This is a genomic window from Xanthomonas boreopolis (assembly GCF_046529185.1).
Taxonomy (GTDB): Bacteria; Pseudomonadota; Gammaproteobacteria; order Xanthomonadales; family Xanthomonadaceae; genus Pseudomonas_S; species Pseudomonas_S boreopolis.
The window spans coordinates 3106455-3120101 of sequence record NZ_CP097162.1; the positions used below are offsets into that span (position 1 = coordinate 3106455).

Annotated in this window: 15 protein-coding genes; 1 reads left to right on the forward strand and 14 read right to left on the reverse strand. The window is 69.7% G+C overall.

Annotated features, from left to right (window positions below):
- Positions 1-4 precede the first annotated feature (4 nt).
- The 9 genes from M3M27_RS13990 to rlmD all read right to left on the reverse strand — a co-directional run bounded on the left by M3M27_RS13990 (position 5) and on the right by rlmD (position 8761).
- Entirely contained in the window at positions 5-1630 is a 1626-nt protein-coding gene (locus M3M27_RS13990; protein ID WP_434026005.1) for an acyl-CoA dehydrogenase family protein, read from the reverse strand.
- 97 nt (positions 1631-1727) lie between these two features.
- Complete coding sequence (locus M3M27_RS13995) at positions 1728-3002, reverse strand: FAD-dependent oxidoreductase (RefSeq protein WP_434026006.1); 1275 nt, start codon at positions 3000-3002, stop codon at positions 1728-1730.
- Between the two features lie 70 nt (positions 3003-3072).
- On the reverse strand, positions 3073-3279 hold the full coding sequence (locus M3M27_RS14000; protein ID WP_140722287.1) for a cold-shock protein: 207 nt from the start codon (positions 3277-3279) through the stop codon (positions 3073-3075).
- Positions 3280-3383: 104 nt separating this feature from the next.
- The gene (locus M3M27_RS14005) at positions 3384-4130 is read right to left on the reverse strand and encodes an S-methyl-5'-thioinosine phosphorylase (protein WP_140722290.1); all 747 of its coding nucleotides are present in this window, start codon (positions 4128-4130) and stop codon (positions 3384-3386) included.
- A 98-nt stretch (positions 4131-4228) separates the two neighbouring features.
- Complete coding sequence (locus M3M27_RS14010; protein ID WP_140722293.1) at positions 4229-4783, reverse strand: hypoxanthine-guanine phosphoribosyltransferase; 555 nt, start codon at positions 4781-4783, stop codon at positions 4229-4231.
- Positions 4783-5790 carry a beta-N-acetylhexosaminidase gene (nagZ, locus tag M3M27_RS14015; RefSeq protein ID WP_434026007.1) on the reverse strand — a complete coding sequence of 336 codons (1008 nt, stop codon included), beginning with the start codon at positions 5788-5790 and terminating at the stop codon, positions 4783-4785. The genes M3M27_RS14010 and nagZ overlap by 1 nt, the downstream gene beginning before the upstream one ends.
- A gap of 183 nt (positions 5791-5973) precedes the next feature.
- Positions 5974-6663, reverse strand: coding sequence for a DsbA family oxidoreductase (locus M3M27_RS14020; protein WP_434026008.1), 690 nt, complete (start codon positions 6661-6663; stop codon positions 5974-5976).
- Between the two features lie 41 nt (positions 6664-6704).
- A complete protein-coding gene (locus tag M3M27_RS14025) occupies positions 6705-7205 on the reverse strand; it encodes a CYTH domain-containing protein (RefSeq protein ID WP_434026009.1) in 501 nt (166 codons plus the stop codon).
- Positions 7206-7426: 221 nt separating this feature from the next.
- Entirely contained in the window at positions 7427-8761 is a 1335-nt protein-coding gene (rlmD, locus tag M3M27_RS14030) for a 23S rRNA (uracil(1939)-C(5))-methyltransferase RlmD (RefSeq protein WP_434026010.1), read from the reverse strand.
- 159 nt (positions 8762-8920) lie between these two features.
- Between rlmD and M3M27_RS14035 the strand changes: the two genes are divergently transcribed.
- On the forward strand, positions 8921-9622 hold the full coding sequence (locus M3M27_RS14035; protein ID WP_140722312.1) for a response regulator transcription factor: 702 nt from the start codon (positions 8921-8923) through the stop codon (positions 9620-9622).
- Between the two features lie 93 nt (positions 9623-9715).
- Here the strand turns inward: M3M27_RS14035 and recO are convergent, their stop codons facing one another.
- The 5 genes from recO to lepB form a co-directional block, all read right to left on the reverse strand.
- The gene (gene recO / locus M3M27_RS14040) at positions 9716-10474 is read right to left on the reverse strand and encodes a DNA repair protein RecO (RefSeq protein WP_140724177.1); all 759 of its coding nucleotides are present in this window, start codon (positions 10472-10474) and stop codon (positions 9716-9718) included.
- A gap of 370 nt (positions 10475-10844) precedes the next feature.
- Complete coding sequence (gene era, locus M3M27_RS14045) at positions 10845-11753, reverse strand: GTPase Era (protein WP_140722315.1); 909 nt, start codon at positions 11751-11753, stop codon at positions 10845-10847.
- Positions 11750-12430: a ribonuclease III gene (rnc, locus tag M3M27_RS14050; protein ID WP_140722318.1), complete on the reverse strand. Its 681-nt coding sequence runs from the start codon at positions 12428-12430 to the stop codon at positions 11750-11752. Before rnc ends, era begins: the two co-directional genes overlap by 4 nt.
- Positions 12420-12800 carry a DUF4845 domain-containing protein gene (locus M3M27_RS14055; protein ID WP_434026011.1) on the reverse strand — a complete coding sequence of 127 codons (381 nt, stop codon included), beginning with the start codon at positions 12798-12800 and terminating at the stop codon, positions 12420-12422. The genes rnc and M3M27_RS14055 overlap by 11 nt, the downstream gene beginning before the upstream one ends.
- A gap of 27 nt (positions 12801-12827) precedes the next feature.
- Positions 12828-13628 (reverse strand): signal peptidase I, encoded by an 801-nt coding sequence (lepB, locus tag M3M27_RS14060; RefSeq protein WP_434026012.1) that lies wholly within the window; start codon positions 13626-13628, stop codon positions 12828-12830.
- Positions 13629-13647: the final 19 nt, after the last annotated feature.

A 13647-nucleotide genomic window follows, 5' to 3' on the forward strand; every position in this document is an offset into this window, starting at 1 on the left:
TCGATCAGGGCAGCGCGCGCGCCAGCAGCTCCTTCGTGTCGGCCGATGCCAGCGTGCCGAAGGCGAGGCCATGGGCACGCTCCAGCCGGCTGCCGACGAACGCCGCCGCCGCTGGGCTTCCGGCACGCAGCAGCAGGGCCGCTTGCAGCGACAGCACCAGTTGTTCGCTGGCCGCGCGCGCGTCGAACTCGCCGATGCCGCCGGCCAGCAGCGCACGGATGCGCTGCACGGCCTCGACGTAGCGGACGTCGCGATCGCCGGCGGATTCCAGTTCGGCCAGCACCGCATCCACGCAGCCCGGTTCGCGCGCCAGCGCCCGCAGCACGTCCAGGCACTGGATGTTGCCGCTGCCCTCCCAGATCGAGTTCAACGGCGCCTGCCGGTACAGCCGCGGCAGCATCGACTCCTCGACGTAGCCGGCCCCGCCCAGGCATTCCTGGGCTTCGTTGACGAAGGCGGGCGCGCGCTTGCACAACCAGTACTTGCCCAGCGCGGTGGCGACCCGCGCGAAGGCGGCCTCGCGCGGGTCGCGCGGCGCCGCATCCACCGCCCGCGCCACGCGCAACGCGAACGCGGTGGCCGCTTCCGATTCGATCGCCAGGTCGGCGAGCACGTTGGCCATCAGGGGATGCTCGGCCAGGCGCCTGCCGAACGCGACGCGATGCCTGGCGTGGTGCAGCGCCTGCGCCAGGGCCATGCGCATCTCGGCGGCCGCACCGAGCATGCAATCCAGGCGGGTCATCATCACCATCTCGATGATGGTCGCCACGCCGCGCCCCTCCTCGCCCACGCGCAACGCATGGGCACCGCAGAGTTCGACTTCGCTCGAAGCGTTCGACCAGTCGCCGAGCTTGTCCTTCAGCCGCATCAGCCGGAACGCGTTCTTGGTGCCATCGGGCAGTCGGCGCGGCATCAGGAAGCAGCCCAGTCCGCCCGGCGCCTGCGCGAGCACCAGGAACCCGTCGGACATCGGCGCGGAAAAGAACCACTTGTGCCCGACCAGCGCATAGCTGCCGTCGGCCTGCGGCGTGGCGACCGTGGCGTTGGCGCGCACGTCCGAGCCGCCCTGCTTCTCGGTCATGCCCATGCCCAGGGTGATGCCGGCCTTGCCGGCGATCGGCACCTCGCGCGGATCGTAGTGCGGCGCGGCCGCCTTGTCGGCCCATTCGCGCAGCGCCGGGAACTTCCGCAACACCGCCACGCCGGCATGCGTCATCGTCAGCGGGCAGCTGGTGCCCGCCTCGGCCTGGTGGTGCAGGTAGCTCAATGCGGCACGGGCGACGTGCGCGCCCGGGGCCGGTTCGTGCCAGGACAACCCGGCCACGCCGTGCTGCTTGGCCAGTTCCATCAACCGGTGGTAGGCCGGGTGGAACTCGACGCTGTCGATGCGGTGGCCATAGCGGTCATGCGTGCGCAGGCGCGGCCGGTCGCGGTTGGCATCGAAGCCGAGCCGGTAGACCTCGCCGCCGGCAAGCGCGCCATAGGCCGCCAGCCGCGGCGCGAAGTCCGAGGCGCCCTCGCGCCCGACCGCCTCGCGCAGGACCGCGTCGTCGGCCCACAGGTCGCGCTCCTCGAACGGCGGCGGCTGGTTCTCCACTCGATGGGTCTCGAAGGCGGGCATCTCGTCCATGCGCAACTCCCAACTGGCTCGTGTCCCGATTGTCGCCGACGCGGGTGCGATGGCCATTGTGCGCTGCGTGCATCGCAGCGCACGGCTGGCGGAGCCGTCAGTCGGTTTCCGGCCGCGGCACGGCCGGGGACGCCCCGGGCAGGCATGGCGCATCCGTGAGCGCGGCCACGAATGCCTCGTCCAGGACGAGCCGGCCGAACCAGCCCCGCTGGGTACCGCTGAGCACGCGCAGCATGTGGCCGCGCCCGCCGGGCATGCGCCCCAGCGGCAGGAAGCCCAGGTCGCGGGCACGGGCGGCCAGGTCGCGCTCGGACTGGAACAACGGCGTCAGCCAACGGCTCCAGAACTGGTAGATCGTCACGTGCGCGCGCCGCTGCCGCTGGTAGCAAGCCAGCGCGGCATCCACGTCGCCCTCGCCTCGCAAGGCCTCGCACAGCGTCCAGGCGTCCATCAGCGCCATGTTGACGCCCTGCCCCAGCTGCGGGCTCATCGCATGCGCGGCATCGCCCGCCAAGGCCACGCGACCGCGGTACCAGCGCGCCACCACCGCATCGCGGTAACTGGCACGCGCCAGTTGCGTGTGCACGGTCACGCCCTGCAGCCGTTCGCGCGCCTGCGGCCAGATCGTCGCCACCTCGTCCAGCCATGCCGGCATGCCGCGCGCCTGCCATCCGTCGAAATCCTCGCGCGGCAGGCTCCAGAAGAAGCTGAGTCGCGGCGTAGGGTCGCCCGGGCGCGTGCCGACCGGCAGCAACCCGATCATCTTGCGGGCGGCGACGTAGCGCTGCCGCAGTTCGTCGGCGAACGCCCAGTCGCCGCGCGGCAGCAGGCACCACAGCGCGCCCCACGGGTATGCGCGGTCCAGCTTCGTGGCCTGCACTTCGCCGCGCAGCGCCGAGGCCGAGCCGTCCGCGACGACGATCAGGTCGTAGGGGCCATGCCAGTGGCCTCCGCCATCGCGCAGGCGCCGCCGCTCATGGTCGATGGCGACGATCGGGGTACCGGCGTGCAGCCCGGCCCGCCCGCTCCAGGCCTGCTCCAGCACCGAGAACAAGGCGCCCCGCTGCATGCCCAGGCCGAACAGGCGCGCGTCGAGGTCGCTGTAGCGCATGTCCATGACGGCGCGGCCGCAAGGCGTCTCGCCGTACAGGCGCGCGACCGGCGCGCCATGCGCCAGCGCCTGCCGCAGCAGGCCCATCTTCCACAGCACCTGCAGCCCGGTCGGCTGCAGCAGGAATCCCGCCCCCACCGGCCCCGGTTCGGCGGCGCGTTCGAATACGTCCAGCCGATGTCCATCGCGCGCCAGCAGCACCGACAGCGCCTGGCCCGCCGTCCCGTAGCCGACGATCGCGATACGCAGTGGACGCTCCATGTCTTTCCCCGTTCCGCCTCCCATAAAAAACCCCGCCGAAGCGGGGTTCAATGCACGATCAGGCGATGGATCAGCCGATCGGCGTGATATTCGAGGCCTGGGCGCCCTTCGGGCCTTGGGTCACGTCATAGCTGACCTTCTGGCCTTCCTGCAGGCTGCGGAAGCCCTTGGCGTTGATCGCGGAGAAGTGCGCGAAAACATCGGCGCTGCCGTCCTCCGGTGAGATGAAGCCAAATCCCTTGGCGTCGTTGAACCACTTGACGGTACCGTTCGGCATGGTGATGCGTGACCTTGTTTACAGTGAATTGGGTGGTGTGCGGCAAACCGCACACGCCGAGTATGCAAAGCTTATGCCCCGATGACAATCACCCCGAACGCAGGTCAACCGCGGGCAAGTTCGCCGATCAACTCGGGAAGCCCCGACGAAGCCGCTTCGACGTTGGCCAGCACTTCGGCCATCGTGATCTCTTGTGCATCGCCGCATCCGGCCGCCCAGTTGGCGACGATCGCCAGGCATGCGTATTCCAGGCCCAGCTCGCGCGCGAGCGCGGCTTCGGGCATGCCGGTCATGCCGACCAGGTCGCAGCCGTCGCGGCGCATCCGCGCGATTTCTGCAATCGTTTCCAGCCGCGGCCCCTGCGTCGCGCCATAGCATCCGTGCTCCACCGTCTTCACGCCGACTACACGCGCGGCGGCGATGACCTTGCTGCGGAACATCGGCGAGTACGGATGCCCGAAGTCGACGTGCACCACCTCGCTGCCCGGTTCCTCGCAGATCGTCGAAACGCGGCCCCAGGTGTAGTCGATCAGTTGGTCGGGGCACGCCAGCACGCGCGGGCCGAAGTGCTCGGTGATGCCGCCGACCGTGTTCAGCGCCAGCACGCGGGTCGCGCCGACCTGCTGCAATGCGGCCAGGTTGGCGCGGTAGTTGATCTTGTGCGGCGGGATCGAATGGCCTTCGCCGTGCCGGGCGAGGAACGCCACGCGATGCCCCAGCAGCGTGCCGACCCGCACCGGACCGGAGGGACTGCCGAAGCGGGTCTCGACCTGGTGGCTCTGCACGTCGTCGAGTTGGGCGAGCTTGTAGACGCCGGTGCCGCCGATGACGGCCAAGGAAATGGGAAGCATGTGTAGTTCGCGTCGCTGAGGAAAAAAAGCCGGCCCCAAGGCCCGCCGGACTCGAAGGCCCCGGCGTTCGCCGGCGCCGCGGGTCCCGGTCCTTGTCTTTACTGCTTCATTGCATAGATCGCGGGGATGCCGCGCAGTTGCTCGCCGACGTCCATGCCGAACCCGAACACGTAGCGGTCCGGGACCTCCACGCCGAGGTAGTCGGCGGCGATGCCGGGCACGCAGCGGCCATGCTTCTTCACCGCGAGCACCGCCAGGCGCACGTCGGTGGCGCCCTGCTCCAGGCACCACTGGCGCACGCCCTGCAGGGTATAGCCTTCGTCGAGGATGTCGTCGACCAGGATCACGCGGCGCCCGAACAGTGCGGTGGCCGGACGATGCTTCCACACCAGCTCGCCTCCGACGGTCTCGCCGCGGTAGCGGGTCGCATGCAGGTAGTCGAACTGCACGTCCTGGCCGCGCGATCCCAGTTCCAGCGCAAGCTGGCCGGAGAACGGCAACGCCCCGTGCATGATCGTCAAGTACACCGGCACCTCGCCGCGGTAATCGCGGCTGATCTCGTCGGCGATGCGGGCGATGGCCGCGTCGATGGCAGGGCGGTCGATCAGCAGGTCGGCCTGGTCCAGGGCCTGGGGGATGGAAAGAGTGGGCATCAGGCGGTTTTTCCGAGTTGTTCCAGCAAACGGGATTGTGAAGCGGCATGCCGGCCGTCGGCCAACAGGCCGTCCCAGCCGAGGGCGCCGCGGCCGATCAGGCCGATCAGCGCGGCGGTATTGAGCTGGCGCCCGGCCACCGCGGCGAGCGCCTCGTCGACCAGCTCCGGGTGGCAGACCAGCACGGCGTCGCAACCGGCATCGAGGTGGGCATGCACGCGCGCGGCGACGCCGCCGGCGCCGTGCGAAGCGGCCATGCCGATGTCGTCGGAGAACACCACGCCGCGGAAGCCCAGCTCGCCGCGCAGGATGTCGCCGATCCAGCGCGGCGAGTAGCCGGCCGGTTCGGGCGCGACCTGCGGGTAGACCACGTGCGCCATCATCACCGCGTCGGCGCCGGCGCGGACGCCCTCGGCGAACGGGACCAGGTCCTCGCGCCGCAGCGCCTCCAGCGGCCGCGGATCGACCGCGACGTCGACGTGGGTGTCTTCCAGCACGGTGCCGTGCCCGGGAAAGTGCTTGAGCGTGGCGGCCATGCCGGCCTCGTGCATGGCCTCGACGTAGGCACGGGTGAACGCGGCCACGACCTCGGGGTCGGCGCTGAAAGCGCGGTCGCCGATCGCGCGGTTGCCGCGCGCCAGGTCCACGACCGGGGCGAAGCTCAGGTCCACGCCGCTGGCACGCACCTCGCTGGCCATCAGCCAGGCATGTTCGCGCGCGAGCTGCAACGCCGCCTGCGGATCGCGCGCGTACAGCTCGCCAAAACCCTGCAGCGGCGGCAGCGCGCTGTAGCCTTCGCGGAAGCGCTGCACGCGGCCGCCTTCCTGGTCCACGCAGATCAGCTGCGGCAGGCGCGCCGCGGCACGGATCGCGGCCGTCAGCTCGACCACCTGGGCACGCGAGGCGAAATTGCGCTTGAACAGCACCACGCCGGCGACACAGTCGTGTTGCAGCCAGTCGCGCTCCTGGGCGGTGAGCTCGGTGCCGGCAACGCCGATCAACAACATGCAAGGTTCTCCGGGGACGCGCGGCGGATGGCGCAGCGCCGCATTGTCGCAGAAGCCAGGCCGGAACGTCCCCGGCAGGCGGTGTCCCGCCCGCCATGGCCGCATCGGCGATTCAGCGGTTCACGGACCGCCGCTGCGCGCGCGGAGCCCTGCCGGCGGTGCTGGCGGACGCGGTCCCGCGGCTCAGGCCTGGCAACCATCGGTCCCGCAGGCCTCTCCCTCGGGACCCGCCTGGGCTCCACCTTCCGCCGCGACCCTGGCCAGGATCTGGGCGAACGCTTCCGGCGGTTGCGCGCCTTGCACCAGGTAGCGGCCGTCGATCACGAAACTCGGCACGGCAGTGATCCCCAACGCCCGGGCCTGGGCCAGTTGGGCCTCGACCTCGGCGACTCCTTCGTCCGACGCGAACAGCGCGCGGACACGTTCCTCGCCGAGGCCGCCCGCGGCGCCGGCAGCGATCAGCGTGGCGATGTCGGCCAGGTTGCGGCCCTCGGCGAAATGGGCCCGGAACAGCGCTTCGGCCACCGCGTCGGCATCCCCCTCGCGCGCGGCCAGCCATAGCAACCGATGGGCCGGCAGCGTGGTCACCCGCACTTGGCCGCGGCCGAAGTCGAACGGCAGGCCCTCGGCACGCGCGGTGGCCTGGGTCTGGGCCAGGATCTGCTCGGCGCGTTCCTGGCCGCCGAACTTGGCGGCATACGCCTGCCGCAGCGGCACCGGCTCGGTGCCGGCCTCGGGATCGAGCTGGAACGCATGGAAGTGCACGTCCAGCGCCGGGGCGCCGGCCCCCAGCAATTCCACCCCGCGCTGGAAGCGGCGCTTGCCGATCCAGCACCAGGGACACACCACGTCGGACCAGATGTCGATTCTCATCGGTCCCATATGCGGGCGCCGCCCAGGCAGACAAGCCCGCCTCAGGCGCCTGCCGGGCCCCAGCTCGAGTACGGGCGCACCGCCAAAGCCAGGTTGTAGTAGCGCACGTCGTCGGTGACCTCCTCGCCCAGCCAGTCCGGCCGTTCGAACGACTCCCCGGCGTCGTCCAGCTCGATTTCGGCCACCACCAGCCCGGCGTTGTCCCCCAGGAACTCGTCCACCTCCCAGAGATGCCCGGCATGCCGGACCAGGTGGCGGCGCTTGTCGATCAGCCCGCCGACGCACAGCGCCAGCAGCGCGCGCGCGTCCTCGACGGGGATGGGATAGTCGAACTCCTGGCGGGTATGCCCCACCTCGCGCGACTTCAGGTTGAGAAAGGCCCGGTCGCCCTGGATGCGAACCCGCACCGAAGCCTTCTGTTCGCCGCGGTCCATCGCGCCGAGATCGTTGATGTAGCCCTGCGCCATCGGGACGACCTCGTGCGCGGCTGCGCGCCAGCCATCGCCGGTGACGAGGAATTTGCGTTCGATTTCCAGGGGCATGGGATTCGGGATTCGGGATTCGGGATTCGGGATTCGGGATTCGGGAAGAGCATTTTTGCCTGGGCTCGGCTGTGACGCGCCCTGATGCATCCTGCGGGGCTTTTGCTTCTTGCAGGAGGGACTTCAGTCGGCAAGCCGGTCGGGACCGAAGTCCCTCCCACAACAGCAATCCATCCGAGGCAGCCTTTTCCGGGTCCCGTACCCTCGGGTCCCGGACGACATCACGGCCGCTCGAACAACGCAATGCTTTCCACGTGCGCGGTATGCGGGAACATGTCCATCGCGCCGGCCGCCTTGAGCCTGAAGCCTTGTTCGTTGACCAGGTAACCGGCATCGCGCGCCAGCGAACCGGGATGGCAGCTGACGTAGACGATGCGGCCGAACTTCTTCAACGGCAGCTGCTTGAGCACGTCGATCGCGCCGGAGCGCGGCGGATCCAGCAGCAGCTTGTCGAAGCCCTCGCGCATCCAGGGCGCGCCACGCTGGTCCTGGGTCAGGTCGGCCGCGAAGAACCGGGCATTGTTCAGGCCATTGCGTGCGGCATTCTCCTTGGCCCGCGCCACCAGTCCCGCGTCGCCTTCCACGCCGACCACCTCGCGCACGCCGCGCGCCAGCGGCAGGGTGAAGTTGCCGAGCCCGCAGAACAGGTCCAGCACGCGGTCCTCCGGGCCGGCATCGAGCAACGCCAGCGCGTGGGCGATCATTTTCTCGTTGAGCTTGGCGTTGACCTGGATGAAGTCCAGCGGCCGGAACGCCAGTTCCACGTCCCAGTGCGGCAGCCGGAACGAGAGCGGCACCGGCTCGGCTTCCAGCGGATGCACGCTCTCCACCCCGCCCGGCTGCAGGAAGATCGCAAAGCCATGTTCCCGGCCGAACCGCGACAGCGCCAGGCGGTCGGCCTCGCTCAGCGGCTGCAGGTGGCGGAAGGTCAACGCGATCGCCTCGTCGCCGGCGATGAACTCGATCTGCGGGATGTCGCGCTTGCCCTGCAGGCCTTCGACCAGTTCGGCCAGCGCCGATACCTTCTCGCCGATCCGGGGGATCACCGTATGGCAGACCGACAGGTCGGCGACGAAGCGCGGATCCTGCTCGCGGAAACCGACCAGCGTCTTGTCCTTCTTCTCGACCCGGCGCACCGAGAACCGGCCCTTGCGGCGGTAACCCCAGCTGTCGCCGGCCAGCACCGGCAGCACGGCCTCGGGGCTGACGTGGCCGATCCGCTCCAGGTTCTCCATCAGCACGCGCTGCTTGGCGACGATCTGCTTGCCCTCGTCCAGGTGCTGCAGCACGCAGCCGGCGCAGACGCCGAAGTGCGGGCAGCGCGGGGCGACGCGGTCCGGCGAGGCCGCCAGCACCTCGACCGTCCTGGCCTCGTCGAAATGGCGGCTGCGGGCGGTCGGCTCGGCCAGCACCGTCTCGCCCGGCAGCGCGCCGCTGACGAAGGTCACCTTGCCGCCCTCGCCGTCGCGGCGGGCCACGCCGCGGCCGTCGTGGCTCAGGTCGGTGATGTCGGTCTGGAAAGGGGTACGGTCGAAGCGGTTTCTGGATCTGGCCACGTGGCGGAACGGCTGCGGGCGGACAAAGGGCGCGTATTGTCGCAGAACCCGCCGGCGGGGCGCCCGGCGCCCGTTCATTGTCGTTTGTGCCAAGGAACGGCAAACTGCTCCCCGGCAGCGAACGCTAAGCTGCCGGAAGCTGACATGGAGGCAGCATCGATGGCACTGGAATCCACTCCCCGTCTCTTGCTGGTCGAAGACGACCCGATCAGCAGCGGTTTCTTCAGGATCGCGCTGGAAGCGCTGCCGGCCGAAGTCGACTGCTGCGACTCGAAAGCCTCGGCCCTGGCGCTGGCCGCCCACCACGACTACGACCTGGCCCTGATCGACGTGAACCTGCCGGACGGCAATGGCACGGAGCTGCTGGCTTCGCTGCGCGATGGCCACCAGCACCTGCCCGCCCTGGCGCATACCGCGGAACTGTCCGCCGACGCCCAGCGCGACCTGCGCGACAACGGCTTCCTCGACGTCCTGGTCAAGCCGCTCTCGACCGACCGGCTGCTGCAGGCGGTGCGCCGCGGGCTGACCCGGAGCCGCACCGCGGCGCTGGAGGCCACCTCGAGCGAGCACGACTGGGACGAGGACGCGGCGCTGCTCGCGCTCAACGGCCAGCAAGGCCACCTCGATGCGCTGCGCGAGCTGTTCCTGGCCGAACTGCCCGCCACCCGCGACGCGATCGTGTCCGCGCTGGAACTCGACGATACCCAGGCGCTGCGCAACCACCTGCACCGGCTGCAGGCCAGCTGCGGATTCGTCGGGGCGGCCCGGCTGGCAGGGGCGGTGCGGCAACTGCGCAACGATCCACGCTCGTCGCAGGCCCGCGCAGCCTTCCACGAGGCGGTGTCGGCACTTCTGCGCTGATCCCGGGTTCGGGTGAAAGCCTGTCGCCGCTCCTCCTCCGGAGCGGCCCCACGTCGCCGATCGACGGGAACGGTGTCTTCGCCGCCGCGGGGCTCAATCCGGCCCAGGCGCCTCCGGATCCCGCGTTCCCAATCCCGCATCCCGGCTCCACCCCAGCATCTCCCAGGACTTCAAGCCGCGGCCCCCGAGGTGGTGCATCAGCACGGCCCGCATGCTGCGCCGCAACCCGGCCATGTCGTCCGCGACCGGCCGCTCGTCGGCCGCCAGCGCCAGCAGCGCGCGTCCGGTCGCGCTCTCGTGGCGGTCCCGCGGTCCGCGCTCGCTCAGCAGGCGCCGGGGGCCGTCGGCAGGATCGAGCAGGTAGCGCGCCGCCGGATCGATCGGCGCCCCGTCCGCATCGTGCTGCAGGTCGAAACCGAAGCCCAGGATCTCCAGCAGGTCGCGCTCGAACCGGCGCAAGGTCCAGGCCAGGGTACCGGGGTCGGCCAGCCGCTCGCGCACCTGGCCGTAGAGCTCATGCAGCTCCGGCAGCGGGTCGTGGCGCGGGGCCAGCCGCAGCAGCAGTTCGTTGACGTAGAACCCCGCCAGCATCGCATCGCCGGCCAGGCGCGGCGCGGCGTCCAGGGCCTCGGCCTGCCGCAACTGGGCCAGCTCGCCGCGCTGCACCGCGCTGAATACGATCGCCTGCAACGGCTGCAGCGCCGCCCGCAGCGCCTGCTGCTTCGGCCCCTGCACGCCGCGAGCGATCAAGCCCAGCCGGCCATGCTCGCGGGTCAGCACCTCCACCAGCAGGCTGGTCTCGCGCCACGGCCGGGCATGCAGGACGAAAGCGGGCTCGTGCTCGATCAGCATGGGGATCTCGAGGGGGCTCGGGGCTCGGGGCTCGGGGCTCGGGGCTCGGGGCTCGGGGCTCGGGGCTCGGGGCTCGGGGAAGCATCTTTGCCCGAGTTTGAGTGTCAAGCGACCTGACGCTTTTTCTGCAGGCTTTTTGCTTTCTGTGGGAGGGACTTCAGTCCCGACGGATGGCCGGCAAAGCCCTGTCGGGACTGAAGTCCCTCCCACAACGACGCCCGATCGAAGCGGGCTTGTCGTTTTGCCGGGCCACCAGTCCCCGTCCCTGGCTCCGGCTTCTCCGGTGAAGCCTGTCGGGGCTGAAACCCCTCCTACGGCGGCACTCGACCCGGAGCAGGCATTTCGAGTCCCTGGGCCCCGGCCGGGGGCCTCACTCGTACCCGAACGCCTTCAGCGCCGACTCGTCGTCCGACCAGCCCTCGCGCACCCGCACCCAGGTTTCCAGGAACACCTTCGCGCCGAACAGGCGCTCCATCTGCTGGCGCGCCTTGGCACCGATTTCCTTCAGGCGGGTGCCGCCCTTGCCGATCACGATCGCCTTCTGGCCCTCGCGCTCGACCCAGATCACCGCGCCGATCCGCAGCAGGTTGCCGTCCTCGGCGAAGCGCTCGATCTCCACCGTGGTCGCGTACGGCAGCTCCTCGCCCAACTGGCGCATCAGCTGCTCGCGGACCAGCTCGCCGGCCAGGAAGCGCTGGCTGCGGTCGGTGATCTCGTCCTCGCCGAACATCGGCGGCGCCTCGGGCAGCAACGCGAGCACGTCCTTGACCAGCGCTTCCAGGCCCTTGCGCTTGAGCGCCGAGACCGGGTGCACCGCCGCGAACGCGCGGCCCTCGCTGACCTGCGCCAGGAACGGCAGCAGCGAACTCTTGTCCTTGAGCCGGTCGACCTTGTTGACGATCAGCACCACCGGAATGCCGGCGTCGCTGAGCACGTTGTAGGCCAGCGTGTCCTCCTCGTCCCAGCGCCCGGCCTCGATCACCAGCAACGCCGCGTCGACGTCCTCCAGCGAGCCGCGGGCGGCCCGGTTCATCACCCGGCTCATCGCCGAGGCCTTGAACTTGCCCTGCTCGCGGTGCAGGCCCGGGGTGTCGACCAGCACGATCTGCCCGGCCGGGAAGGTCGCGATGCCCAGCAGGCGATGCCGGGTGGTCTGCGGCCGGTTGGAGACGATGCTGACCTTGGCGCCGACCAATGCATTGGTCAGGGTCGACTTGCCCACGTTGGGGCGACCGATCACGGCAACGCTGCCGCAACGATGGGAAGGATTGTCGCTCACTTGCTCGGATCCAGTTGGCGGATGAGGGCGGCCGCGGCCTGCTGTTCGGCGAGCCGGCGCGAGGTGCCCTCGCCCTCGGCCCGCAGCGGCGGATCGCCCAGGGTGCAGGCTACCCGGAAATGCTTGGCGTGGTCGTCGCCGCTCTCGGAAATCAGTTCATAGGCCGGCAGCGGCCGCTGCCGCGCCTGCAACCACTCCTGCAGCCGGGTCTTGGCGTCCTTTTCGGGCTTGCCGACCGGCAGCGCGGCCAGCGCGCCCTCGAACCACGGCAACACGACCCTGCGGCACGCCTCGAAGCCGGCGTCGAGGTAGATCGCCGCGACCACCGCCTCCACCGCGTCGGCGATGATCGAATCGCGACGGTGTCCACCGGACTTCATTTCGCCCGGCCCGAGCGTGAGCCGCTCGCCGAGCTGCAGTTCGCGCCCGATCGCGGCCAGGGAAGCCTCGCGCACCAACTCGGCCCGCGCCCGGGTCAACGCACCCTCGTCGGCCTTCGGCCAGCGCAGGTAGAGCGCCTCGGCGACCAGCAGGTTGACGATGCCATCGCCGAGGAATTCCAGGCGTTCGTTGTGCGGGGCCCCGGCGCTGCGATGCGTCAGGGCCTGCTTCAGCAGCTCCGGATCGGCGAACGCATGGCCGATCCGGTCGCCGCGCCGAACGGTCTTACTGCTCACCACCACGCCTGGTCAGGTCCTGGGTGCTTTCGAACTTGCCGACCACGTCGAGGTTGCCGACCAGCGGACGGCGTACCTCGTAGGCCACCTTCATGCGCCAGCCCCCGTCGATGCGCTCGAACTTCACGTCGTCCTTCTTCACGTTCTCGGAGTAGTTGATGTACAGGCGGCGGAAGAACAGGTCCTGCACCTTGCCCGGGTCCATGTCGCCGCTGCCCGGCTCGTTGGCCAGGCTCTTCATGGCCGTGCGCACCGAGTAGTACTCCTGGTACATCGGGAACAGCTTCATGCCGATGTAGACGGCGAACCCCACCACCGCCAGCACCACCACGAACGACAACAGCGTCATCCCACCCTGATCGCGCTTCATAGGTCTCCCCTGCACGCCCCAACGTGCTTATTGAATACCTGTCCCGATCCGCGACGGATCGAAACTCCCCTTGCAGAACCAGCCCTCGCAGTTCAGCCAGATCAGGAACGCCTTGCCGCGGAGGTTCGCCTCCGGCAGGAAATGCGTCTGGGTCCAGAACCGGCTGTCCTCGCTATTGTCGCGATTGTCCCCCATCACGAAATACTGGCCCGGCGGCACCACCCAGTCGCCCTGGCCGGCCGGATTGGCGCGGTCGATCCATTCCAGCACGGTGTGCGGGCGGCCCGGCAGGTCCTCGGTCAGCAGCGTGGTCCCGGTCATCTCGGCACCGCGGCCCTTGCCGATGTACTCGCCCTTGACCTGGTACTTCATCGGCTCGCCGTTGATGTACAGGGTATCGCCGTGGAACCCGATGCGGTCGCCCGGCAGGCCGACCACGCGCTTGATCCAGTTCTCGTCCGGGCGGTGCGGCGGCTTGAACACCACCACGTCGCCGCGCCTGGGCTCGCCGGTCGGGATGATCTTGGTATTGGTGATCGGCAGGCGGAAACCGTAGGCGAACTTGTTGACCAGGATGAAGTCGCCGATCAGCAGGTTCGGCATCATCGAACTGGACGGGATCTTGTACGGCTCGGCCACGAAGCTGCGCAGGACCAGCACCACCGCCAGCACCGGGAAGAACGCCTTGGAGTAGTCCACGATCGCCGGCTCGGTGTCGAGCAGGCCCGCCTTGCTGGCGCGGCGCTTGGCGAGGAACAGCTTGTCCAGCAGCCAGATGAAGCCGGTACCCAGCGTGAGCACCACCAGCGCGATTTCAAACCATTTCATTCGGGTTCCTTCGGAACGG